Source organism: Microcoleus pseudofavosus SVA1_A4 (genome assembly GCF_036700565.1).
In the GTDB taxonomy this organism is placed as follows: domain Bacteria; phylum Cyanobacteriota; class Cyanobacteriia; order Cyanobacteriales; family Microcoleaceae; genus Microcoleus.
On the sequence record NZ_JAUBPE010000068.1, the window covers coordinates 22,571 to 44,740 of the forward strand.

Consider the following 22,170-nt stretch of genomic DNA (forward strand, 5'->3'; position numbering starts at 1 on the left):
ACCTAAATATGCTTTCTTTACTTGTTCGTTGTTAAGTAAATCTGATGCTATACCTGTGAGGGTAATGTTACCAGCTTCTAGCACCTATGCCCGATCGGCAATTTGGAGTGCTAAATTGGCGTTTTGTTCGACTAAGAGGATTGTAACGCCCGTGGCGCGCAGGTTTTGAATGATTGCAAAAATTTCTTTGACGATCGCGGGTGCTAAGCCTAAACTAGGCTCGTCTAATAATAGCAGTTTCGGGCGGCTCATCAGAGCGCGGGCGATCGCCAGCATTTGCTGTTCCCCGCCGCTGAGGGTTCCTGCTAGCTGGCGGCGCCTTTCTGCTAAGCGCGGAAATATTTCAAATTGGCGCTCTAAATCGGCTTTTACGGCCACAGAGTCCGATCGAATATACGCCCCTAATTCTAAGTTAGCCAACACCGTTTGCTGCGCCAAAACCCGCCGCCCTTCTGGACTGTGGGCGATTCCCAATTTCACAACTTCGTGAGCTTGGCGGCGGGTAATATCGCGCCCGCTATAAATAATTTGCCCTTGGTGTAGATTAACTATTTTAGAAATAGCTCTCAGGGCGGTACTTTTGCCCGCACCGTTGGCGCCGATGAGACTGACAACTTCGCCCGCATTAATCGTGAGATTAATATTTTGTATGGCTTGAATGCCACCATAATTTACAGAAAGGTTTTTGAGTTCTAAGAGAATGTTTTGGGTGGTTTTGGGTGGGGTATCGTGCATTTTATGTGACTTTGAGGTAGATTCCAATTTACCGTTGGCTGGGGGCGAGTTTATGAGATTATTAGTATGAAGCAATTATTTTTGAAACAACCCGCTCCTTGTCTTTTAAAAGAGGTAGATTGCGATTTTCCGCCCAAGCGGGGGCGGGTTTACGAGATGATTGGTCTTAGGCCGAGATTATTCGTGAAACCAGCCTTTACAGAATGCGTGAGAATGGTGCAATATGTGAGTTTTATCCAATTTCCATTTATCTACTTTTCATCTCCCAAATAAGCTTCAATTACAGCAGGATCGTTCCTCACAACAGCAGGTTCTCCCAAGGCAATTAGCTGACCAAAATGCAGCACGGCAATTCGATCGCACAATCCCATAACTAGCGGTACATGATGCTCGATCAATATTACAGTTAAATTGAATTGTTGGCGCACTTCTCGGATAAATTCGCTTAATTTGTGCTTTTCATTGGGATTCATGCCCGCAGCAGGTTCATCTAACAGCAATATTTGCGGTTCTAGCGCTAAAGCGCGGGCAATTTCTAAGCGCCTCTGGTCGCCGTAGGGCAAGTTTTTCGCTTGTTCGCCAGCCCGATCGCCCAATCCGACTAAATCCAACAATTCCAACGCTTTCTCGTGGGTTTGGCGCTCCATTGCATTGGCTGTTGGCAAAGCAAATATGCCCGCTAACAGTGATAAAACCGGGTTCTGCGATCGGCTGTGGATGTGTCGGGCGATCGCCACGTTTTCCTTAACAGAAAGTTCCCCAAACAAACGGATATTTTGAAAAGTTCTGGCAATACCTTTATTGGCAATTTGATAAGGCCGCAGTTGGGAAATATTTTCATTTTGATAAATCAAGTTGCCGCTAGAAGCAGGTATCAATCCAGTCATAACATTAAATAGAGTTGTCTTGCCAGCACCGTTAGGACCGATCAGTCCAAATATCTCGTTTTTTGCAACTGTAAAAGATACGTCATTCACAGCAATTAAACCGCCAAAGCGGCGAGTTAATCCTTTGGCGGCTAAAATAGGATTGCTTGTGGAGAGGGTAAGGGGGTCGGAAATCATAAACAAATGATAGAATATAAGATATCTAATTATGCCTCAAATTAATTATGGATGCCCAAAAACTCTTAGAACGAATCACAGTAAATCCCCAAATATTTAGCGGAAAACCCATTATTCGGGGTCGCCGTCTGGCAGTTGAGCATATTCTAGGAATGTTAGCCGCTGGCGACACTCCTGAAACGATTCTAGAAGGCTATCCCTGGCTAGAAAGAGAAGATATTCAGGCTTGTCTAGTTTATGCTCATCGGCTGATTAGTCACGAGCGCGTCGAACCGCTATTGATGGAAACTAGCAAATGAAAGCAGAGGAAATTCAAGCAAGAGTTCGCCAAAATCTGTATGTTTACACAGCTCATGGAGATATCGAGCGTCAGGCTGATGGGTTAACCTTTACTCAGGTTGAGGAAGCTTTACTCAACGGAGAGATCCTTGAGCAATATCCTAACACTGGTCGAGGTGAAAGTTGTCTAATATTAGGTTATGCAGGTGAGATTCCTATTCATAGAGTCTGTGGTTGGCGCGGTGAAAGAGTAGCAATTATAACTGTATATATTCCAAGTCCCCCCAATTTTATTAACCCTAGAACTAGAGGATAGACCCATGCGAGAAATTCGATGTAATACCTGCGGTAGCAACCGCTATGAGGAACGTAAAAATAATTACCTTTACAGTCATCAAGGTAAATATTTGCTAGTTCCTAACACGCCAGTTGAAATTTGTATGGATTGTGGCATGATTTATTATGAGGCAGCAGTTCTAAAAGAAATTGAGCGCCGTTTTTTTGCTATTCACCAGCAGAATGAAATGCCGGATTCATATATTCAAATTCCCAGCAAGAGTTACACGTAAAGAATTGTTTTTGAAGCAGGGAAGCGGAATGTTATTAAAGTCTCCCTTTTTAAGCAGGATTTAGGGCGATCGATTTCACCACTGACAATCACAAATTTAGATCGCCCGAACTCTGGAAACCAATTTGATGAGAATGTAGATACAATTATTCAAATGGCTGAGACGGCTCATCAAATACAAGGATTCTGGCCCATGACGAAGCACTACCGACAAAGATTAGTTGCCGTAATTGCCCTCTCGTTTCTATCTTTCACATCGCCTTTGCTGTTGACTCGGAATGCTGCGGCCCAAAAGCTGAGCGCATCCAAGGCTAATCCCAAAGAGATTGCCTCCCTCATTGAGAAGTTCAAGAGCAACGATGAAAGGGAAATTGATGCAGCTATTGAGAAGTTAGGAAAAATAGGTGAACCAGCTATTCCCGCTTTGATTGAAGCTTTGCGGGATAAGAATTTTCTAGTCCGCCGGAGTGCGATCGAGGTGCTGGAAAAAATTGGCGCTCCTGCTATTCCTGCCCTTGTCAAAGCCTTGAAAGACTCAGATGTGCGGGTACGTCGCCGCGCTGCTGCTGTGCTAGAGACAATTAGCAATCGCTGGTATCAGTATGGAACGCTATCAGAAATTAAAGCTGCTATGCCGCAGCTAATTCCCCTGCTTAAAGACTCCGATGCAAATGTGCGTAGCAGTACCGCCTCTGCTTTGGGGAGTATCGGTGCAGAAGCTAAAGCTGCTGTGCCGCAGCTAATTCCCCTGCTTAAAGACTCCGATCTAAATGTGCGTAGCAGTACAGCCTCTGCTTTGGGGAGTATCGGTGCAGAATCTAAAACTGCTGTGCCGCAGCTAATTCCCCTGCTAATTCCCCTGCTTAAAGACTCCGATGCAAATGTGCGTAGCCGTGCAGCCTCTGCTTTGGGGAGTATCGGTGCAGAATCTAAAGCTGCTGTGCCGCAGCTAATTCCCCTGCTTAAAGACTCCGATGCAAATGTGCGTAGCAGTGCAGCCTCTGCTTTGGGGAGTATCGGTGCAGAATCTAAAGCTGCTGTGCCACAGCTAATTCTCCTGCTTAAAGACTCCGATCTAAATGTGCGTTATGGTGCAGCCTATGCTTTGGGGAGTATCGGTGCAGAATCTAAAACTGCTGTGCCGCAGCTAATTCCCCTGCTTAAAGACTCCAATGCAGATGTGCGTAGCAGTACCGCCGATGCCTTGGTGAATATTGCTCTTAGCCTTCAAGAAAAAGCAAAGATGCTAACTTCACAGGAGTTAAATCAGGCTGTATCAAACTTAGAATCTGCCTTGAAAATTGTGGCAGAACCTAAAGCTGATTTCTCAAAAAGAGATATCGCAAATCTCCGTGTATACATCAATGTTCTCAAAGCCGAACAAAACGCCAAGTTATTCAAATTAATTGGCCAGAATCAATGGGTAGCAGCAGCAATAATTTACCTAATCTTCTTCCCCTCCCTTTGGCTGGCAATCCTCCGGCTGCGTCCCTTATGGCTGCTGCGAATCAACGACGCACTCAAACCCTATGAATTCAAACTACCTGAAACATTGGGCGGTGCTCCGGTGCGAACTCGCGACCTTACCTTTTTCAGCTTTTTTCTTTACCGTACCAGAGTCCTAGATGCCTGGGTTTCAGCCCACATCAAAATAGTCCGCGAACAATTTTCCCAAATAGAAACAGTCAAAAGCCGCGCTACTTACATCCCAGTTGCTTTTGAATTAGACGACAAAAAAGTACCTGAACTCAGGGGCGAAGATTTGCAATCAATTTTCACCAAAAAGCGAATTTGTCTGCTCATCTGGGGTGAAGGCGGGATCGGCAAAACTAGCATCGCTTGTCAAATTGCAGATAGGGCAATGGAAGCAGATAAAACCAAACGCCTCTGCAAACACCTGATGATTCCAATTCTGATCGAAGAACTAGAAAGTGAATCTCTCGCAGCAAAACATCCGTTCTTGGAAGCCATAAGCGGTCAACTAAAATCTATCAGCAACCATCCTACCACCATTGAGCGAGAACTGCTGCAACACTTGCTGCAACAGCGCCGGATCCTGGTAATTACCGACCATTTTTCAGAAATGGCAGAAACAACTCAAAAGGAAATAAACCCTAATTCTCCCGATTTTCCCGTCAATGCTTTGGTTGTGACTTCGCGACTTGATTCAACAATGCGTAACGTCCCCAAAACAACGATTCACCCGTTGCGAATAGAAGGTTCTGAGCTATCAGCTTTTATGGAAAAATACTTGGATAAGCTAGGGAAACTGCATCTTTTCAACGGTTCGCAATTTCATTATGTCTGCGGCGATTTGGCTAAACTTTTAGAGGAAATCAGAATTCAAGGCAGAAGTACAACTGTATTGTTTGCCAAACTGTACGCAGATGTGTTGATCGCTAAAATGGAAGGAATCAAAGATGAAAATTTACCTCAAAACATACCAGATTTGATGCTGGAGTACCTGAAGCAACTCAACCGGGATGTGGTAGAGAATAAATTGACCGATCGTACCATGTACGAAGATGCTCAATTGCTGGCTTGGGAATGCTTGAAACTAACTTATCGACCCGCTAGCACGAAGATTAAAGATGCCATCAATGCGCTATCTGTCTTAAATTCACAAAATGCAGAGCAACGCCTCAACTATCTCGAAGAAAAACTCCACCTCATCCAAACGAATCTTCCTAGCCAAGAGAATGTCCGCTTTGTACTTGACCCCGTAGCCGAGTATTTAGCAGGTCTGCATTTAGTAGAGACTTATGATGACAATGAAACTAAGTGGCGCGATTTTCTAATAGATGCCGACTTTCTGAATGCAGCAGAGGCAATTAAAGGTTTTATGTTTGCAGTTCGTGATTGTTATTTAGCCAAGATTCCCGGTGCAAAAGATACCGATTTTCTGCCGCAACAAATCGCATCGCGCTATAATATTACAATTGCCGTACCGCTTCAATCTCCTCAAGCCGTCTCGCCTGGGTAATCTTATGACGATGTACGTACCGGATTCGCAGCCTTCGCAAACAAAAGTCCTCCCTACGATGTATGATTTACCCAGTGAAGACCCGGAGGAACCCGGTTTGCCTGACGAATTCCACGACTTTCAACCTGAACTGCTGCGTCTAACCTGTCGCCCCGCAAACCATCGGCCAGAACAAATATTTATAGCGACAGACCTCAATCTCTACTACGATTCTAACCATCTCAATTGGTACAAAAGACCTGATTGGTTTGTCGTCTTGGGAGTTCCGAGATTTTATCGAGGTGACGAATTGCGCCTCAGCTACGTGATGTGGCAAGAAAATGTCAGTCCTCTGGTAGTAGTGGAACTGCTGTCACCTGGAACTGAAGATGAGGATTTAGGAATCACAGAAGAAACACCAAATAAACCGCCTACTAAGTGGCGAGTTTACGAACAGATTTTGCAGATTCCTTACTACTTTGTTTTTAGTCGGTACAACAATCAACTGAGAGTATTTCGCTTGATTGGCAATCGTTACCGCGAACAAGTTTTAACCGAGTCGCGCTTCTGGATACCGGAATTAGAATTAGGTATAGGTTTGTGGGAAGGTTGTTATCAAGGTTGTTCGAGGTTGTGGCTGCGGTGGTACGATGCTAGCGGCGATTGGGTTCTGACTCCAGAGGAATTTGAAAGGCAGCGAGCCGAATTAGAAAGTCAGCGAGCCGAATCAGAAAGTCAGCGAGCCGAATTAGAAAGTCAGCGAGCAAATCGATTGGCCGATCGCCTCACAGCAATGGGCATTAATCCAGATGAACTGTAAAATTAAGTAGCAGGATCAATTTCTGCCGACTGCCAGCGGTGTCCGTAAAAAGTTATTAACTAAAAATAAATTATGCCAGAATCTACCTCATTGCGCGATCGCTACTTAGCCCTAATCGACAAAATTGTCGAAATCACCCTCAAAGGTCAAATTCGCTCTAAAGAACAAGTCTATCAAATGCTCGTGCAAGACATCGGCGCCGGCACCGGCGAAATCTTTGAACGCTGCTTCGGAGAACGCCTCGACGCCGCCGAAAATATGCTCAAAAATGAAAAAGACGAAATCAAACAAGCAAAGGCAAATCGCACCATTAGAGCGCTCAAAACCATCCAAGGAGAATGGGAACGCTGGCAGAAAGATAACCGCGTCGATCGCGAAATCGCATCTTCAATCCAACAAATCCTTACTGCGGAATCTAACGGCCGCCTCCTGGCATTATTGCAAGTAATCGATCCGAATAAAGAACATCCGCTGACTCTCGATCAATTGCAGCAATTGGCAAAATCTCTGCACCAACAAATGCTGCAAACTTCTAATCCCGAAAGCGAGCGAGATTTGCAGCAAATCACCGCCGGCATTGCCAAAGGTTTAGAATCTTGGCAGCGTTTGGAACCGGAACTTGTGGGCTGGATTTATCAGCCGCAGCAGCTAGGATTTGCCGGTAGTCCCGAACAAAATGGACCTTGGGCTTTTTGGGCAAAAAAAGTTAACAGTCGCTTTCCGCACGATCTATTGAATACTATTGCGCTCGGTGAATCGGTAGTTCAATTCGCAGCCAAGCAATCGAATTTAGAGTTAGGCGTATTGGTGGAATTAGCGATTATATTGCAGTGCTTGCAGCGGGCGTTGGCGACATGGTTTGACAAGCAAGTTTACGATTCCAAAGTGTCAACAAAAGCTTCAATTTCTACTTACATTACTTTTGCTGTAATTTGGAGTCAGCTAGCTAGTGGGTTTAATAATTCTACCAAGAGCGGCGAGCAGTTGGCAAATGCTTGTTTTCAAGTAACTTTGCAAATTTTGCGCGCTTTTTCTCAGCGGGAATACTTTCCGCTTTACGGCGGGATTTTTGCTTCGTTTGATGGCAAGTCTCTGCGGCATACCTTGGATTATTTAGATGAACCGCTGCGGCGAGTTGAAGGCACTCAAGCGAAAGCTCGGATTATGACGCTTTTGGGTTATTCGATGCAGGCGGCTGGGGCTTACGAGCGATCGATCTTGCTGCACAAGCAAGCGCTGGAAATTGCCCGCATGGAAGGAGACAAAGCTTGCGAAGTTGCCAATCTCAATCACATCAGCCGCAACTATGTTGCTCAAAAAAATTATCAGGAAGCGATTAATTACAGCCAGCGGGCTTTAATTATGGCACGACAAGCGGGAGAGCGACAAGGCGAGGCAAATGCCCTGGCTAATTTGGGTTACAGCGAAGTGTTTCAAGCGCGGCAGTTGGAGGAGGTGGAACCGGAGGTTTATGAGAGTGCGATCGGCTATTTGGAACAAGGTTTGTTGCTGTCGGAAAAATTGGGCGATCGCCAAAGTCAAGCTTTTTGTTCCAGCAGTCTCGGTATTGCTAAAATCGCCCTGGAAAATGCTGAAGGTGCGATCGAATATTTGCTAAAAGGTTGGCAAGCTGCCCAATTTTCGGGCGACTTGTATTTGCAGGGTCTGAATTTGGCTTATTTGGCTCAAGCTTATTACCGAATCAACGCACTAGAACAAGCGATATTTGCTGGCAGTTTGGGGATGTATACTTTGGAGCAAATTGGGGCGGCGGAGTGGCGCCAAGCGGCTGGTTTGCTGACAATTTTGCGGGGACAAATGGGGGCTGAAGCTTTTAAACAAGCTTTGGTGAAAAGTCGATCGAACATCATTCCGGCGATCGGTGTTGACGGCTACGATTACATCCCGGAGTTGCTGGAAAAATACCAGCAATCTATTTAACTCTTTGTAGAACAGGCATCTTGCCTGTTGCTGAGAGGGGTGCAAAATGTAAGTTTTAACTCACCCAATAGCTGCATTATCAATAAGTCTTTCATGGGCGGGCAGGATGCCCAACCCCTACTCCCCACAACCAAATTTAAGTCTTTGTGGAACAGGCATCTTGCCTGTTCATGTGTTTTTGTGCACCGCAACCTCCGAATAACTAATGCTCGACTATCACCGGCGTTCCAACTGCGACTTTCTCAAATAAAGCCTGCGCGTCTTTGTCAAACATTCTGACGCAGCCGTGAGAAGCCGCCCCCCCGATCGACTCTGGATTCGGAGTACCGTGAAAACCAATCACATTCTTGCCATCCGTCCAAAACCCCATCCACCTAGTCCCTAATGGATTGTCCGGCCCCGCAGGAATAAGTTCTCCTGTCCAAGGATTTTGCCAAACTGGATCTTTGATCATTTGGATAACTTTAAAATTGCCTGTAGGAGTTTCCCAGCCGCCTTTTCCCACAGCAACCGGGAAACTGGCTTGCACCTTATTTTCTCGGTAAAGATAGACGCGGCGTTCTCGCAATTTCAGCACTAAACGCACTTCTTCTATTGGATTTACCGGAGGCTTTGGTTCCTGCGGAATATACCGAAACGGTTCACCCAACGGCGGCAATTCTGGTGCTGGGAGATTCGGCAGTTTTGGCTCGGATTTGACCGACTGCGCTGCGATCGCGCTATTACTTGAATTAGCAACAGGTTCGGCAGCAGCTTGCTGCTGTAGGGCGACCGACAGCGCGACTGAACTCAAGCTCACCACAATTAACTTGTTAAATAAAAATTTGCTGTTCACCATTGTTTTGTTGACTAAATTCCTCACCAGCAGTTCCTACAAAGTTCCTATCTCATTATCCCCAAACCGCACCCGCTAACTAAAATTTTCCGATGGCTTTTTGACTGCCAATGCTACGCATTTTTTAGTTTATATTCCACAACTGATAACTTGTAACTAAACACAAAACTTAGGCAATAATACCAAAAAAACCGGGTTTTTATAAGGGGATCGGTGGAGTTCCGCGAGAGATTTTCGTGAAAAAACCCGGTTTATGCGTAAATCCTGCAAGAAAATGATTAAATTTTACCTCCAACTAATTTGATTTTTTAGCTGCAGGCCGGCTGGCGATCGAGAATTGAAACTATGGGGCTGCTGCATCCGGCAAGCACAATCTGTCTTTTGGCAGAGTTTCCCGCCCAGCAACAGTTAAGTTGGCTTAAAAAAAACTGCAACGGTCGATCGAACAAACTCAATATATCACGCCAACACTCGATAGATGCGAACCGCTGAACTTGTTGTAAATCGGGAACTTATGATGTAAAATTTAGTCTTTCAATACTTGTTCGATAATCTTTTTTTGAGATTGTCATAAATTTCCTACTCCGGGGATTAAACTGGATTAGGTATAGAGGTTGGGACTTTCGCGCAGCGGAAGCAAACCCGACCCTGAATAGCAGTTAATGTGAGGTTTCAATGCGTCTTCAGAACATCAAATTATTGACAGGTGCAACCCTGTCCGTGCTTATATCGGCGGTCTCAGTGCATCCTGCGATGGCTAACCCTGCAACTCAAATAGCCCAAACGCAGACCACCACAACAGCAAACACTCGAACCATTACCGGTTTTGTCAAAAATATTGTCGGCGACGTAGTAACAATTCGCGAAGAAAACGCGCCGTACAGGACTCTCAGGATTCAAAGATGCGTCCTGAGAATTATTGGCCTCGTACCGGGAATGAAAGTCAGAGCCACCGTAGCTGGATCTCAGGTGGAAAACATCGTCGTGATCCCCGATTATAAGGTGGTAGCCACAACCGTTGTTCGTCCCCCAATCCCAGCACCGGCACCGCGCCCGGCCCCATTACCGGCTCCGGCACCGCGTCCGGCTCCGCCACCGCGTCCGGCTCCCGCTCCGATTCCCGCTCCCCGTCCGGCTCCGGCTCCGGCTCCTGTGAGAGGACTTTGGTAGAGCTAGATTTGTAAACGGAATTAAGCCACCGCGTGCGCGGTGGCTTCGCTGTTTAATAGCAGTTAGAATAATAAAATTGTCCAGCAATTGTTGAGAAATCGCTGCTATGTATTACCTGCGTTTCTTGCTGCTAATTCTGCTGTTGTCGGTGATTGCGTGCGATCGAGCTACAGATGCGATCGCGCCTGCTGTTGGCGACCAAGGCCCCCTGTCGCAAATTCCCTCCCCTGTACCCCTGGCAAATGTTGGGACAAGTCAAATTGTACCGACCAAACCGCTTTCGCCGCAGCCAATCCGCATTGTTGCAACTTCCTTGCCGCAGCCAGGAGCCAGCGAAAGCGCCTCAAAACCTCCTCAAGTAGTACCAATTCCCGCATCGCCAGTGCTGAGAGTGCCTCCTGGCTTCGTCGTCAACGTTTTTGCTGACAATTTAGACGCTCCCCGATGGCTGGCTTTGACGCCGACAGGGGATGTTTTGGTAACAGAAACCCGGCAGAATCGGATTACGCTGTTGCGGGATGCCAACCGCGACGGCGTTGCTGAGGTTCGCAAGACTTTTGCCAGCGCCCAAAACGGGTTAAATATTCCCTTTGGCATGGCTTTTGCCGATCGCTATTTTTTCCTCGGAAATACCGCTGAAGTCCGCCGGTTTCCCTACACACAAGGGCAGGAACAATTGACCGGTACCGGTCAAAAAATTGCCGATTTACCGGGCGGCGGCTACAACCAACACTGGACGCGAAATGTTGTCGTTTCCCCCGACAATAGCAAGCTTTTCGTATCAGTTGGATCGCAGTCTAATGCCGATTCTGAAGCGCTGCCGAGGGCGTCTGTTCAAGTGATGAATTTGGACGGCAAGAACCCGCAAATTTTTGCTTCCGGTTTGCGAAATCCGGTGGGATTGGATTTTCACCCGAAAACAAATCAACTCTACGCGACAGTCAACGAACGCGACGGTTTGGGAGATGATTTGGTGCCGGATTACTTGACAAGAATTCGTCAAGGCGAGTTTTACGGCTGGCCTTACGCTTATTTTAAGCCGAATTTGCTCGACCCGCGCCACGCCAGAAATGGCAATAGCGATCGACCTGATTTAGCGGCTAAAACATTAATGCCGGACGTGCTTTTTCAGGCGCACTCGGCCGCTTTGGGGCTTCAGTTTTACGACGGCAAAACGTTTCCCAAAAGATTCCTGAACGGGGCGTTTGTGGCGTTTCGCGGCAGTTGGAACCGGAACGCTGGAACTGGTTATAAAATCGTGTTTGTACCTTTTAATGCGGCGAACGGACGCCCTCAAGGTTATTATGAGGATTTTCTGACTGGTTTTCTCACAGATCCGTCGGGCCCGAAAACTTGGGGGCGGCCTGTTGGTTTGCTGGTTTTACCTGACGGGAGTTTGCTGTTTACTGAGGAAGCGAACAACCGGATTTATCGGGTGCAGTATCGCGGCTGACGATCGGGCGATCGATTAGATCCCGACTTTTTCAAAAAGTCGGGGATCTGGTTGTTTAGTCAGCTTCAAACCTTGCTAAGTTGGGATTCATCGGAAAGCTTTTGAAAAATTAATAACCTATCTTCTTCCGCCGTTTCGCGATTTAAATCAGACAGTTCGTAATAGGAATCTGTTTCGGGTAAGTAGATTGCAGGTAAATTTTCAGGCAGGATTAAATATGTGTTTTTCACCTGTAAATCATTGTCTATAGCAATCCTAAATGATTTGCTTGCATTATACGCGAGCAAGATGCTCGCACTGCAAGGATTCTGGTCTCGCTCGATTTTGCGACTGATTTAGGATTGCTATATATCTAATGAATAGAGAAATCCGTCAACAGGATTTACAATTAACTCGTGCAATGAAACTTGTCCCTCTATGTAAAGCTTGAGAGTTAGTTGTGCAACTCTGAAAACCAACCAGCGATTGTACAAATTATCTACATCGCACCAAGAATAAAGATAGCTATCGCCGTATTCATTCTCAAAAAGCGACAGCAGCGGGCCGTCGAAATATTCTAAATTGACTATGCTTCTGAGAGATAAAGGAAATTTACTGAGTTTAAATGCTATTAATTGTTCCATATATTCTTGGTGTTTGAAGCACATATTGATAATTTAAGTAGCCTAAAAGTTTTGCGATCGCGCTTTAAAATCCCGAACCGGGTTGTCTCAGAAACTCTGCTTCTTCCGGGGTTGTTTCTCGTCCGAGAATTTGATTGCGGTGGGGAAATCTCCCAAAACGCTCGATTATTTTCAAATGCTGCTGCGCGTATTCAATGAGTGAATCGCTGTCAGGTTCGCCGCTGAGTTGGCGAAATAGTTCCACAGATTTTTGCTGGTTTTCTAAGTTTTCGCTGTGTTGAAAAGGGAGATAAATAAACAATTTTTGTACAGTCAGCAATTCGCGATCGAAGTTGTGATTAACAGCGTATTCGGCGGTGGCTAAAGCTTTGCTGTCTGTGGCGAAGGCTTGAGGTGTCGCGCGAAACATATTGCGCGGAAATTGATCGAGCAGTAGAATTAATGCTAGGCAGTTGTCGGGGGAATCTTGCCATGAGTCGAGTTGACCGGAGGCGGCTAGTTCGTATTGCTGCAGAAAGCCCGATCCTCTTCGAGGGCTTCGCTAACGCACTTCGGCATCAAAATCCGCATCTTTTTCAAACCACTTGTTTTGGACTTTGCCCAACTCAGGAGAGTGCGATCGACCAAACCAAAAATCTAAAACTTCATTCATTAGCAATCTAGATATGCGATTGATTGTTGATTAAAGCTTCTGTGTCTGTAGTTGCACAAAATGCGCTATCTGTCCAACTACAAACCGCAGCGATTAATGATTAGCAATGATGACTTAGGAACCTTTATTGTCCGGTGCTTCAAGTTACGAACTAGCAAACAGTCTGTCCCAAGTTTTGCCTCCCACAACTCCGTCTACAGGAATATGAGCTTGCCGCTGAAATCTTTTCACTGCATTTTCGGTTGTCGGACCGAAAACGCCATCAATTACGATCGGGTGTGGGGACAAGCCCCGCGCGTTCAACAACTTTTGCAGTTTCTTCACATCGTGCCCTTTCGAGCCGCATTTTAAAATCCTTTTATGGTGTCTCACCTCTGGTCTATGGCAATCATTAGTGTGGCAAACTGCGTCGCCCGCTGCATAGTTGGCTCCATTTGCGCCAGTCAAAACTAATAAACCGAGAATTGCTAGTACAAAATAAAAAGTCTGCGATCCTGCCATACTTTCCCTGTTAAATTTTCAAGCGTTTTTTGCAAGTTGGACGATTGTTTGAGGGTGAGAAACCGGGTTTCTGGGATGGGGGCATCCAATCTCGATTTACCGGGTTTCTGGCAACAGTCAACCGACATTTTACAATATAAGTGGCTTTACTGCAAAATCTCCGATCGTGCAAGTTAAATTTTGTTGCTCTTGGGTAGCAGCAAAGGTAACAATTACTTCGCAGGCAACTGCAACTGTCAGCATTACCAAGTTTCTCGCCAGCGGGTAATCGCAAACGTCATCATTCGCCGCTGAAGGAACCCGATAGTGTTCGTTCCAAATTATTTCGGAGTAATCCGCAGCTAATCCGACGTGCACGCAGGGAAGGGAGACACTCGCACAGTAATCCTTGACTGCTTGTCGGCCGATACTGTTATCAAAAGTATCGATGACTGTGGCGCTGTTGGCCAGCAGCCGATCGGCATTTGCAGGCGTCAATTCTTTTGAGTGCGCGTCAATGCTGACTCCCAAAGCGCGGTAGAGGTTGTTGGCGAGAATTTTGGCTTTGAATGCGCCGATGTCCGATCGATAATAGGGTTGAGTGGAAAGGTTGCGTTCCTCGATGCGATCGCGATCGATGACTTTTAACTGACAAAAGCCCGATCGCGCCAGACTTTCTGTTATATTCGCACCCAAAGCGCCCGCGCCGCACACCGTTACCGGGAAATTTTTTACCAGCGACATCACTGCGGCACTTCTGTAAAGTTGTTCGTGAAAAAATATACTCATGGTAATCAAGAATTAGCGATTTTCGACGACTCCAACCAATGAATGCAAGTCGAAGTCTTTGTCCAATCCGCTGAGACAAATGCCAGCACTCATCACTGTCAAGTCATTTTTGGCGATCGCCGAAGTGTGATGTTCTCCACTGCCGCTAGTCCATTCCACCAGCCAGTAATTTTTGCGATCGCCAAAATCCCGCAACTCGCCGCCGGCCATTTTCAACGCCCGCTGCAAGCGCTTTTCTGCCCGCACTTTCGGATCGAAATCTTTAATATTTCGGGACACCAATTCGTAAACACTTCGCATTTCTGGCGTCATCCCTTTAAAGCGAACTTCTTGAGGCAAAATCAACTTTTTCAAAGCTGCTTTCAATTCCTCAGACGGCAGCGGATCGGCGCGCCTGTCAATCTCTTCAAACCACAAACAATGACCGTCCCACCGCGCAACGATCGGCTCAAACTGCGAACCTTCAGTTACTAAATGAACTGGTACGGGTTTCGCAACACCAGTGCGCTGTTTAGCATCAGATTCGTTAACAGGATAAGCCAGCCAAGTTTGCCCTTGCAGCAGGCAAGCCAAGTGCAAGCGAACGGGTACGAGCAGTTGCAAATACTCTGCCACTTGCGGCAAACTCGGCTCCTCAATTACCGCAGCAATTTTCTCATTAATCGGCCCAAAAATAGCCCATCCTTCAAAGTTGCGCGGCTGCGGTTGAAAAGTATAAACCATTGAGCTAATCCTTATCCGCACGCTTCCCCCGCGCACGCAGGGAGCCAGGAATTGGGTATCGAGTAGCTGCCCTTCTTTTGCCGCGAGTTGGCTGAGGATTTTGCGAATATCTGCCACTGAATTGACCTCCGTAATCTTACTTTTTTTTACAGAACACACTTTTAATTTAACTAATATAAATATTTGTAAATAGTGTTGACAGAAATGAATATCCTAATCTAATATTGAGCGAGCCTCCAAATTTAACCTTGTAGATATCTCAAGTAAATATGCTGCAAAAGCTCTTTTCTAAGTTGGTTGTAGTGACAGCTTTGACACTTCCTATTTTTGGCTCTGTCCAGGTAGCTAAAGCTCAGGACACCTATGGAGCTACTGCTTATTCTCCGACTTCTGACGCCACTGGTATTAGTTGGGATCATGCTACAGAGAAAGAAGCACTTAACGCAGCAGTAGCCGTCTGCAATGAACACAGCGAAGGTGCTAACGACTGCGAACCGCTGACCTCTAATACTAATAATTGTGGAGCGATCGCAGTAGGCAAAGGAGGAGCAGGTGCGGGCTGGGGCGACGATAAAGCAGCAGCAGAAGCTCAAGCTCTAGCCGGTTGCAGCGAGCTAGATGGCGGCAACTGTAAAGTCCAACTTTCAGCTTGCAACAAGTAATTAAACTGATAAAAATCGATCGTAGCGGTGTATATTTTAGCTCGTAAAACAGCTTAGAAAATAGGAAATGTAGGGTGCGCATTGCGCACCTTACCAAATCCAAATCCGCTAAAAGTTGGGTGCGCATTGCGCGCCTTACAGTGAATCTCCTACTTCTGAAGTAACTGCATCAGGTGGCAGCAAACTTTCTAATCTATCTTTAGACCAGTATTCAGTAGGGTAAGCGAGTGCAATAATATCAGAGACTCGAATCAGCCACGTAACTTGTCCGTAAGCATCGATATTTTCCGCCTGTTCGTTAGGGGGAACTATCACCAAAAGTTCCGCAAACTCCCCGAACAAATTAATCGGGATGCCGCCGAAACTGCTATTATTTGTTTTAATCCAAACTTTGCTGCCTCGATCGAGAGCTTCTTGGAGTCGCTGGCAGAGCAAACTGGGTTTTTTGACCTGGGATTTTTTGGCTTTCGACTTTTTTCCCATAGTTTTAAGAAGTTAAAGTAGTTGTATTGTGGGTTGCACAGTGGGTTGAGATTTAGTGCGATCCTCTTCGAGGGCTTCGCTAACGCGGTTTGGTATTCAAACGGACAAAATGAAAAAAGGCGATCGCCCCGTCGCTACCCCATCACTCTAGTCTATAAGAAAATGCTGTACTGCGATCGTAATAACAATTTAATCGCAAAACCGCGAAATGACACCAGTTCAAAAAAAATGCGACTCTAGCCAAGCTTCAAACCCTTAATTCCTCAGTGCTTCCCAATCTAAAATCCAAAATCTAAAATCTAAAATGGTATGACCTGCGGTGGCACTGTTACAAAGTCAGTCAACGAGGTCAGTGTTTTTACTGTACCCAAATGCAGTATAATCGGCGGAATCTTCCCCAATCGTTTAAGTAAAACAATGGACTGGCGAAAGCTCATTCATCCAAACCCGAAAGCTTCAACAAGTCAACCAGCAGCGCCAGAAACTCGATTGTCTGTAGAATTCTTGCTTGGCCTCTTTGCTGCGGGATGGACCGAACAGCAAGTGTTAGAGAAATATCCTGCACTGACTTCGGAAAAGTTGCGCGCTGCTTTAGCTGCTGCGGATTCTCAGTTAGTGTCATCCATCGCTAATCCAGAGTTACTAGAAATTATCGCTCAAACTCGAGAATAATTGAAAATAGGTAAAAAGTTGTCGCTTGAGGATATTGAGGGAGATGTTTGGTAGTAAAGATTGATATTAAATCTCAACTTTCTCTTAAATTTTCTCTAACTCTTTCTCGAAACTCCAACACCGCCTCAAGGGGGTCGGGGCGTTGTACATACTCTGCAATCAGTGATAAATCCAAATTCGGCAACAACTCGCTTTGCTGCATTTTTTCATATTCCTCTCCCCGAAGATGATAAACCTCAAAGCGACGATTTTTCCAGAACCAAACCTCTCTGATTCCGAGCTTTTTGTAAACTGCTAACTTGTCCAGGCCGCCACTGCTGAGTACAACCTCGATCGCTAAATCAGGAAATTCTTTTTCTGTACCGATACAATAGCACTCATCCGGTTCTGTACCCCCCTTTTTTGCTTGAATGCGGAAGGTAGTTGAACCCAATCCCCAAAACCGAGTCCGTGTTTCTTGAAAATACGCTTCTAGCAGCATCCCAATATTGGTTTTATCTCGATCGTGACGGCGACTTGGGGCCATAATTTCCAGCACTTCATCTAAATAAGTAACCCGATACCAAGGACTATCTCCGAGTTGAGTCAGTAGTTGTTCATACTGTTCCCAACTTACCCCGCTGGTAATAAATCTTTCCACGGGATCTTCGGTGAAAAGCTCTAATTCGGTTGCTAAATCTTTGATTAATATTGAAGTCACCCACTGCTCCTCCCAAGTTTAGAGTATAGTAGAAGATTGTGATTCTCTCCTCAATGGTTTAACTGGCGATCGCTACCTCATTTTCACTATCATCCTCTTCATTAATGCCAAATTTTTCGCAAATTTCATCGAGTGTCTGAGGTTGAATGACTCTTGCTTTAGCTCTTTTTAATGCTGTAAACAAACGAGTTGCATTGGCAGGCGACCTCAGCAAATAAAGCGTTTCTAGCAAACTTTCTAATTCTGCCTCAGAAATCAAAACCGCATTTTTGCCGTTCGGTCTAGTAATAACTATTACTTCCCCAGTTTCAACAGCGCGATCGCAAATTTTATCTAAATTAGTTTTAGCCTCAGCAGAGGTCATTTGAGTTGACATTATACTATAATTCCCAATACTTTTTGCAATTGAGCAAGAAACCCCTAACCCACCCTCACCAATATCAATAGACCAGCACGCGGTAGTAACTTTAACAATGCCCTGTACGCTTGTAACAATACTGGGCTTAATTTGTGAGGTTTTAGCATGACCCCTCATGCCAGCAGCATCAAAGGCTGGTCCCAATGTTGGGGGGTTGTGCTCGCTTCTATTGCATTGGCTACCAACTTGCTCAATCGATAAGTTCAGTATTCCAGTTTGCTTGCTGTATTTTAGTATCTAACTCCCGATACTGTCTAGACATTCGATCCATTTGCGTTTGCAATTCACCAACATCGATTGTACTGAAAAATTTGACTTCCGATCGAGTATAGCGGTCTTGCCTCAAAGCACTTGCGTCAACTACATAATTGTAGATGCCGCGCTTAAGCGCGAGAGCATCTCTCTTGGCTAAAGCATCCGATAAAGTCACTCCATCTTCCAGAGTTGTCAGCGAATTAGTCTTGTTAATTTTCTTAATTAAGTCTTCCAGTTCTTGCACCCCTGCATCTACTTCGCTCATCAGCGCTTGGGGATTTTCTGCAGGTTCTTCTCCTTCCTGTACTTTAGCACTTCTTGTCAATCTGGCTCGCAGTTGTTCCATTCTTTTTTGACAGTCAGCTCTTAAAATTAAAGCTTCCGCTAGTTTCATAGTGTCTTGTCCTTCAGCTCCGTGCCAATTTTAGCATATAATAAGTAAGGTGCGCAGTGCGCACCCTACAATTTACTTATCATCCCTGACCGGCAGCGACGTGTCCAGAATTTCCATCAACAATTCCAGCCGCGAAGGACGACTCAACATCGGCACTAAATTCGGCAAGGAGTAGTAATCGCCGGCAAACGTAAAGGTTTCCACCGATACTTGTTTGTCCTTCAATTGCTTCTGGACATATTCGCACCAAGCACCAACTCGCACAATCACAACATCAGGAATTACCCCCAAACTGCGGCAGTAATTCTGATAAGCATCCGCGAAATAAGGTGCAGCGTTTTCGCCTTCATCTGTCACCATAATGAATTGCTCGACAACCTGCTTCTTAATCCGCATTGCTTCCACCGCGCAACCGCAACTTGTGCCGCCGCCAGCGTGGATGTGCTTGAAAGCGCGTTCCCAGTCTGTCAATTCGCTGCCGTTTGCTTGCACTGGATACGGCATCGTGTCAAAGGCATAAACGAACAGCGCAGCCTCGGAAATGCCCGAAATCAAAGCAGCGAGACGCTTCCCGACTTCGATCGCACTTTCCATGCTTCCCGACTTGTCAATCAACAAACCAGTTGCTTTAGCAATCTTGCCGCGCTTCTTCACCTGTTCGTTTGTCACCGCTTCCAGCTTCGCCGCCGTTGCTGCGTCGAAGTTCGCGCCTGCACCCGCAACACTCGCTTTGTAAGCAGAAACCCGATCGCACTTTGCGGCTTCATCCAACTTCGAGTCAATCAACTGCTTGACTTCCGCGTGATCCATCGCGCCGCGCGACCGAATCGATTTCAAATTGTTGATGACTTCCTGCGGCGACATCGAGTTAATCAGCGCGGCCAAAACTGTTGGCGTTAGCTGTTTGATCGCACCAACTGCGATCGTATACGGAATCTTGTACTCAACAATCAAATTCGCCTGTTCCGCAGGTGTCGCCGCTTTTGCTAACTGCTTCAAAACGAATGCCAGAGAGTCTTCCGGCGGATTGTCTTTAAACAGAATAGCATTAGCGCGATCGCTCGGCTTGACGTGCAGCGTTGCGTACAAATGCTTCATCGCCTTGCGGTTGCGGATGGCGGCGCGATCGAAAAACTGCGGATTCTTTTCCCGCGATTTTAGATAGCGAGTGACAGCAGTGCGCGCGCTGCGAGGCACCTTATTCTGGTGCCGCTTCATAAAGTCCACAATCCGGGAAACCTCGTAGGGAGGGAACTCTTGCAGCATCATAAAACCGGCATCTCGGTGTTCGGTCAGCGCCGAAGTTAGCAAGTTTCCGGCAAAAACTTCCTTGTGATCGCGCACGTCGCCGTGACCTTGATACCACACTGCTAAATGACCGTAAAATATTGGGTCTAATTCGATAATTAACTTGTGGATTTCTGCTACTTTTTCTAATACACGGTGAGGATTTGTGAGCAGACTGTTGAGCATTTCCAAACGCAAATCGCGCTCTGCTGTATTCATATTCATTGGTGTTACCTAATATTTTGCACCTGTGCTTTCAGTCCGCCAGGGATTGAAATCCCTGGCTCAAAGCTTAAGTCCTCTTAAGAGGACTGAAATGCGTGTTTAAAAATGTATTTTCTGTGATTAAAAACCAACAAAAACAAATATCTTTAGTCCTCTTCAGAGGACTTTAGCTATTAGACAGGGATTTCAATCCCTGGCGGACTATTTCGGATTCGAGGGACTTCAAATCTGGTTCAACCCAGTTAATTCGAGCTTCCCAGGACATCAGACGATCGCGCGTGTAATAGGTAAAAGGTAAAGTGCGATCGGCATATTTTGCAATCAAACCGTTAGCCAGATGTACGATCGAGCGATTTTGGCTTTCATCGGCGAGATACCCGCGAATAGTTCGCACCCAAAACAGCGTTAGTGTTTCGTGATACCCGCTGTTTTTTGTGGTTTCAATTCCTTGAACCGAGTTGTAACGTTTAATGCCATTGCGAATCGCATTTATCGCTTCTTGCTCCGAGTCATAACATAGATACCACAGGGCAACGGTTAAGTGTGCTTCGTGCGTCCATTGACTTCGCGACAGGCTGCATTCTTGGAAGGCATGAATCAGACTGTCTATCTCGTTGGGCGATCGGTAAATTGCCAGTCTTTTTCTCATGGCTAATACCCAATTTATTTTTGAGGACGGAAGTCTTCAATACAAACAGGATTACTTAATTATTATCCTGAATTAACAACAAGAGTTTATAGCGCCTAAAAAGTCACTTCGCGCAAGTCAAGAAAGCCGTTGGCACATACGCAGGAGTTGAACCCGCGACCGTTTCCTTAAGAGGGAATTGCTCTACCAATGAGCTAGTATGTAAGCTTCCTTTGTTGGGGCGCGAAGTGGAACTTTTAAGCGCCAGATATAAAAAATTCAGCTATAAAAGGCAGCGCACAAGTCAGAGAAGCTTTTTTTAGCCTCTCGGCAGGTAGGAATTGAACCTACTATTCGATTTTAAGTCGAACGTTTCCAGTTTGTAAGCTTCTTTAGTTGGGGTGCGCTGCCTAATACGTGCTTTAAGTGAATTCCTAGCCGTAAACGGCTTCTGGGCGGACAATTAAATCCCCGCTGGGACGGCGATCGAGAACGTAAGACTCGAAGCGAGATCCCTTGACATCAAAATGATTGGCCAGACGTTCTTTAATAGCTCGATCGCTCATTCCTGCCGCGATACCCAGTTGGTCTTCTGCCACGTCGTAGGAACGTCCTTCAAAACGAATATGAACCATTACCGATACCTCCTAGAGCGATTTTGGATTTGGGATTAGTAGCTTATCTGCTCTCGACTTTGGCTTTTTGTGAGACTTAGCAAATTGCCAGTATCGGTAAAGATTCACGAAATATGATAATCTTTACTAAAATAAGCGCCGTTCTAAATGATAAGCTTGTTTGATTTTGCGGATTTCCTCAGCCTTATTGGTTGATTGAAATCTGGCTGAACTTGTCTGTTCTGAATCCGCATGAAATTCGTTGAAATTAGACTGATTTCGTACAACATCTGACTCGGTCCGAGTCAGTTTGTAACCGAACAGTTTCGTATAAAGTAACAACATGACAATCGAGTCTGTATTGCAAGACTTTCAAATTGATGTTCGTTGAAATTTTGAGCAATATTTAGTTGTCAAGGTTCAGAATTTGCACGAAAAATACAGGTTTTTGCTTGTCCTGCGCTTTCCATATCTACATACTACATATATACTACACACGTGTCAAGGGGGTAGCAAAAGTTTTTTTAGATCGGATATCTTGCACTATTGTCAGGAACAGGCAAGATGCCTGTTCCACAAAGAATGAATTTGATTGTGGGGTGGGCATCCTGCCCGCCCGTGAATTTGATTGTGGGGTGGGCATCCTGCCCGCCCATAATTAGATAAGCTGCTACGCAGCTAAACCGGATAAAATAGCATTGCCTTTATTTTTGATTTTTCGATCCCATTTAATAACCA

The 22,170-nt window shown here is 45.8% G+C and carries 26 protein-coding genes and 1 tRNA gene; 10 read left to right on the top strand and 17 right to left on the bottom strand.

Translation table 11 applies throughout. The features are described from left to right. Window positions 1–84 precede the first annotated feature (84 nt). Together QUA02_RS24590 and QUA02_RS24595 are read right to left on the bottom strand one after the other, a co-directional pair. Window positions 85–735, bottom strand: a complete 651-nt coding sequence (locus tag QUA02_RS24590; protein ID WP_445305202.1) for an ABC transporter ATP-binding protein — start codon at window positions 733–735, stop codon at window positions 85–87. A 251-nt stretch (window positions 736–986) separates the two neighbouring features. Further along, window positions 987–1,799: an ABC transporter ATP-binding protein gene (locus QUA02_RS24595; RefSeq protein WP_333031659.1), complete on the bottom strand. Its 813-nt coding sequence runs from the start codon at window positions 1,797–1,799 to the stop codon at window positions 987–989. 47 nt (window positions 1,800–1,846) lie between these two features. Here QUA02_RS24595 and QUA02_RS24600 point away from each other — a divergent pair, with 47 nt between their 5' ends. The 6 genes from QUA02_RS24600 (at window position 1,847) to QUA02_RS24625 (ending at window position 8,369) form a co-directional block, all read left to right on the top strand. After that, window positions 1,847–2,098 carry a DUF433 domain-containing protein gene (locus tag QUA02_RS24600; protein ID WP_333031660.1) on the top strand — a complete coding sequence of 84 codons (252 nt, stop codon included), beginning with the start codon at window positions 1,847–1,849 and terminating at the stop codon, window positions 2,096–2,098. Next, the gene (locus tag QUA02_RS24605; protein ID WP_333031661.1) at window positions 2,095–2,394 is read left to right on the top strand and encodes a DUF4258 domain-containing protein; all 300 of its coding nucleotides are present in this window, start codon (window positions 2,095–2,097) and stop codon (window positions 2,392–2,394) included. The genes QUA02_RS24600 and QUA02_RS24605 overlap by 4 nt, the downstream gene beginning before the upstream one ends. Window positions 2,395–2,398: 4 nt before the next feature. Beyond that, a complete protein-coding gene (locus QUA02_RS24610) occupies window positions 2,399–2,647 on the top strand; it encodes a type II toxin-antitoxin system MqsA family antitoxin (RefSeq protein WP_333031662.1) in 249 nt (82 codons plus the stop codon). 192 nt (window positions 2,648–2,839) lie between these two features. After that, window positions 2,840–5,629, top strand: a complete 2,790-nt coding sequence (locus tag QUA02_RS24615; protein ID WP_333031663.1) for a HEAT repeat domain-containing protein — start codon at window positions 2,840–2,842, stop codon at window positions 5,627–5,629. A 4-nt stretch (window positions 5,630–5,633) separates the two neighbouring features. After that, on the top strand, window positions 5,634–6,428 hold the full coding sequence (locus tag QUA02_RS24620; protein ID WP_333031664.1) for a Uma2 family endonuclease: 795 nt from the start codon (window positions 5,634–5,636) through the stop codon (window positions 6,426–6,428). 72 nt (window positions 6,429–6,500) lie between these two features. Continuing rightward, window positions 6,501–8,369, top strand: a complete 1,869-nt coding sequence (locus tag QUA02_RS24625) for a tetratricopeptide repeat protein (protein WP_333031665.1) — start codon at window positions 6,501–6,503, stop codon at window positions 8,367–8,369. Window positions 8,370–8,571: 202 nt separating this feature from the next. On the opposite strand, the gene QUA02_RS24630 is transcribed toward QUA02_RS24625, so the two are convergent. Continuing rightward, window positions 8,572–9,207, bottom strand: coding sequence for a L,D-transpeptidase (locus QUA02_RS24630; protein WP_333031666.1), 636 nt, complete (start codon window positions 9,205–9,207; stop codon window positions 8,572–8,574). A gap of 750 nt (window positions 9,208–9,957) precedes the next feature. Here QUA02_RS24630 and QUA02_RS24635 point away from each other — a divergent pair. Together QUA02_RS24635 and QUA02_RS24640 are read left to right on the top strand one after the other, a co-directional pair. Continuing rightward, complete coding sequence (locus QUA02_RS24635; RefSeq protein ID WP_333031667.1) at window positions 9,958–10,374, top strand: autotransporter; 417 nt, start codon at window positions 9,958–9,960, stop codon at window positions 10,372–10,374. Window positions 10,375–10,480: 106 nt separating this feature from the next. Then, window positions 10,481–11,827 carry a PQQ-dependent sugar dehydrogenase gene (locus QUA02_RS24640; RefSeq protein WP_333031668.1) on the top strand — a complete coding sequence of 449 codons (1,347 nt, stop codon included), beginning with the start codon at window positions 10,481–10,483 and terminating at the stop codon, window positions 11,825–11,827. 65 nt (window positions 11,828–11,892) lie between these two features. Here the strand turns inward: QUA02_RS24640 and QUA02_RS24645 are convergent, their stop codons facing one another. The 6 genes from QUA02_RS24645 to QUA02_RS24670 form a co-directional block, all read right to left on the bottom strand. Beyond that, window positions 11,893–12,057, bottom strand: a complete 165-nt coding sequence (locus QUA02_RS24645) for a hypothetical protein (protein ID WP_333031669.1) — start codon at window positions 12,055–12,057, stop codon at window positions 11,893–11,895. A 114-nt stretch (window positions 12,058–12,171) separates the two neighbouring features. Further along, window positions 12,172–12,450 carry a DUF6575 domain-containing protein gene (locus QUA02_RS24650; protein ID WP_333031670.1) on the bottom strand — a complete coding sequence of 93 codons (279 nt, stop codon included), beginning with the start codon at window positions 12,448–12,450 and terminating at the stop codon, window positions 12,172–12,174. A gap of 64 nt (window positions 12,451–12,514) precedes the next feature. Beyond that, window positions 12,515–12,964: a DUF924 family protein gene (locus tag QUA02_RS24655; protein WP_445305203.1), complete on the bottom strand. Its 450-nt coding sequence runs from the start codon at window positions 12,962–12,964 to the stop codon at window positions 12,515–12,517. Between the two features lie 282 nt (window positions 12,965–13,246). Next, window positions 13,247–13,603, bottom strand: coding sequence for a peptidoglycan-binding domain-containing protein (locus tag QUA02_RS24660; RefSeq protein WP_172192017.1), 357 nt, complete (start codon window positions 13,601–13,603; stop codon window positions 13,247–13,249). Window positions 13,604–13,732: 129 nt separating this feature from the next. Next, a complete protein-coding gene (locus QUA02_RS24665; RefSeq protein ID WP_333031671.1) occupies window positions 13,733–14,371 on the bottom strand; it encodes a ThiF family adenylyltransferase in 639 nt (212 codons plus the stop codon). Between the two features lie 12 nt (window positions 14,372–14,383). Beyond that, window positions 14,384–15,211 (bottom strand): hypothetical protein, encoded by an 828-nt coding sequence (locus QUA02_RS24670; RefSeq protein ID WP_333031672.1) that lies wholly within the window; start codon window positions 15,209–15,211, stop codon window positions 14,384–14,386. Window positions 15,212–15,363: 152 nt separating this feature from the next. Between QUA02_RS24670 and QUA02_RS24675 the strand changes: the two genes are divergently transcribed. Next, a complete protein-coding gene (locus tag QUA02_RS24675; protein ID WP_333031673.1) occupies window positions 15,364–15,756 on the top strand; it encodes a DUF4189 domain-containing protein in 393 nt (130 codons plus the stop codon). Between the two features lie 135 nt (window positions 15,757–15,891). Here the strand turns inward: QUA02_RS24675 and QUA02_RS24680 are convergent, their stop codons facing one another. Next, a complete protein-coding gene (locus QUA02_RS24680) occupies window positions 15,892–16,239 on the bottom strand; it encodes a hypothetical protein (protein WP_333031674.1) in 348 nt (115 codons plus the stop codon). 417 nt (window positions 16,240–16,656) lie between these two features. Between QUA02_RS24680 and QUA02_RS24685 the strand changes: the two genes are divergently transcribed. Further along, window positions 16,657–16,911, top strand: a complete 255-nt coding sequence (locus QUA02_RS24685; protein ID WP_333031675.1) for a DUF433 domain-containing protein — start codon at window positions 16,657–16,659, stop codon at window positions 16,909–16,911. Between the two features lie 73 nt (window positions 16,912–16,984). On the opposite strand, the gene QUA02_RS24690 is transcribed toward QUA02_RS24685, so the two are convergent. The 7 genes from QUA02_RS24690 to QUA02_RS24720 all read right to left on the bottom strand — a co-directional run bounded on the left by QUA02_RS24690 (window position 16,985) and on the right by QUA02_RS24720 (window position 21,453). Further along, on the bottom strand, window positions 16,985–17,611 hold the full coding sequence (locus QUA02_RS24690; protein WP_333031676.1) for a Uma2 family endonuclease: 627 nt from the start codon (window positions 17,609–17,611) through the stop codon (window positions 16,985–16,987). 58 nt (window positions 17,612–17,669) lie between these two features. After that, window positions 17,670–17,987, bottom strand: a complete 318-nt coding sequence (locus tag QUA02_RS24695; RefSeq protein WP_333031677.1) for a type II toxin-antitoxin system Phd/YefM family antitoxin — start codon at window positions 17,985–17,987, stop codon at window positions 17,670–17,672. A gap of 232 nt (window positions 17,988–18,219) precedes the next feature. Then, entirely contained in the window at window positions 18,220–18,678 is a 459-nt protein-coding gene (locus QUA02_RS24700; RefSeq protein WP_333031678.1) for a DIP1984 family protein, read from the bottom strand. A gap of 72 nt (window positions 18,679–18,750) precedes the next feature. Continuing rightward, window positions 18,751–20,190 carry a hypothetical protein gene (locus tag QUA02_RS24705; protein WP_333031679.1) on the bottom strand — a complete coding sequence of 480 codons (1,440 nt, stop codon included), beginning with the start codon at window positions 20,188–20,190 and terminating at the stop codon, window positions 18,751–18,753. 166 nt (window positions 20,191–20,356) lie between these two features. Next, window positions 20,357–20,839, bottom strand: a complete 483-nt coding sequence (locus tag QUA02_RS24710) for a hypothetical protein (RefSeq protein WP_333031680.1) — start codon at window positions 20,837–20,839, stop codon at window positions 20,357–20,359. A 130-nt stretch (window positions 20,840–20,969) separates the two neighbouring features. After that, window positions 20,970–21,042, bottom strand: a tRNA-Lys gene (locus QUA02_RS24715). Between the two features lie 210 nt (window positions 21,043–21,252). Continuing rightward, the gene (locus QUA02_RS24720) at window positions 21,253–21,453 is read right to left on the bottom strand and encodes a hypothetical protein (RefSeq protein WP_333031681.1); all 201 of its coding nucleotides are present in this window, start codon (window positions 21,451–21,453) and stop codon (window positions 21,253–21,255) included. Window positions 21,454–22,170 lie beyond the last annotated feature (717 nt).

Coding starts and splice junctions, on each gene's coding strand:
- QUA02_RS24590 (WP_445305202.1), bottom strand. CDS start 735: ATGCACGATACCCCACCCAAAACCACCCAAAACATTCTCTTAGAACTC.
- QUA02_RS24595 (WP_333031659.1), bottom strand. CDS start 1,799: ATGATTTCCGACCCCCTTACCCTCTCCACAAGCAATCCTATTTTAGCC.
- QUA02_RS24600 (WP_333031660.1), top strand. CDS start 1,847: ATGGATGCCCAAAAACTCTTAGAACGAATCACAGTAAATCCCCAAATA.
- QUA02_RS24605 (WP_333031661.1), top strand. CDS start 2,095: ATGAAAGCAGAGGAAATTCAAGCAAGAGTTCGCCAAAATCTGTATGTT.
- QUA02_RS24610 (WP_333031662.1), top strand. CDS start 2,399: ATGCGAGAAATTCGATGTAATACCTGCGGTAGCAACCGCTATGAGGAA.
- QUA02_RS24615 (WP_333031663.1), top strand. CDS start 2,840: ATGACGAAGCACTACCGACAAAGATTAGTTGCCGTAATTGCCCTCTCG.
- QUA02_RS24620 (WP_333031664.1), top strand. CDS start 5,634: ATGACGATGTACGTACCGGATTCGCAGCCTTCGCAAACAAAAGTCCTC.
- QUA02_RS24625 (WP_333031665.1), top strand. CDS start 6,501: ATGCCAGAATCTACCTCATTGCGCGATCGCTACTTAGCCCTAATCGAC.
- QUA02_RS24630 (WP_333031666.1), bottom strand. CDS start 9,207: ATGGTGAACAGCAAATTTTTATTTAACAAGTTAATTGTGGTGAGCTTG.
- QUA02_RS24635 (WP_333031667.1), top strand. CDS start 9,958: ATGGCTAACCCTGCAACTCAAATAGCCCAAACGCAGACCACCACAACA.
- QUA02_RS24640 (WP_333031668.1), top strand. CDS start 10,481: ATGTATTACCTGCGTTTCTTGCTGCTAATTCTGCTGTTGTCGGTGATT.
- QUA02_RS24650 (WP_333031670.1), bottom strand. CDS start 12,450: ATGGAACAATTAATAGCATTTAAACTCAGTAAATTTCCTTTATCTCTC.
- QUA02_RS24660 (WP_172192017.1), bottom strand. CDS start 13,603: ATGGCAGGATCGCAGACTTTTTATTTTGTACTAGCAATTCTCGGTTTA.
- QUA02_RS24665 (WP_333031671.1), bottom strand. CDS start 14,371: ATGAGTATATTTTTTCACGAACAACTTTACAGAAGTGCCGCAGTGATG.
- QUA02_RS24675 (WP_333031673.1), top strand. CDS start 15,364: ATGCTGCAAAAGCTCTTTTCTAAGTTGGTTGTAGTGACAGCTTTGACA.
- QUA02_RS24680 (WP_333031674.1), bottom strand. CDS start 16,239: ATGGGAAAAAAGTCGAAAGCCAAAAAATCCCAGGTCAAAAAACCCAGT.
- QUA02_RS24685 (WP_333031675.1), top strand. CDS start 16,657: ATGGACTGGCGAAAGCTCATTCATCCAAACCCGAAAGCTTCAACAAGT.
- QUA02_RS24695 (WP_333031677.1), bottom strand. CDS start 17,987: ATGTCAACTCAAATGACCTCTGCTGAGGCTAAAACTAATTTAGATAAA.
- QUA02_RS24700 (WP_333031678.1), bottom strand. CDS start 18,678: ATGAAACTAGCGGAAGCTTTAATTTTAAGAGCTGACTGTCAAAAAAGA.
- QUA02_RS24705 (WP_333031679.1), bottom strand. CDS start 20,190: ATGAATATGAATACAGCAGAGCGCGATTTGCGTTTGGAAATGCTCAAC.
- QUA02_RS24710 (WP_333031680.1), bottom strand. CDS start 20,839: ATGAGAAAAAGACTGGCAATTTACCGATCGCCCAACGAGATAGACAGT.
- QUA02_RS24720 (WP_333031681.1), bottom strand. CDS start 21,453: ATGGTTCATATTCGTTTTGAAGGACGTTCCTACGACGTGGCAGAAGAC.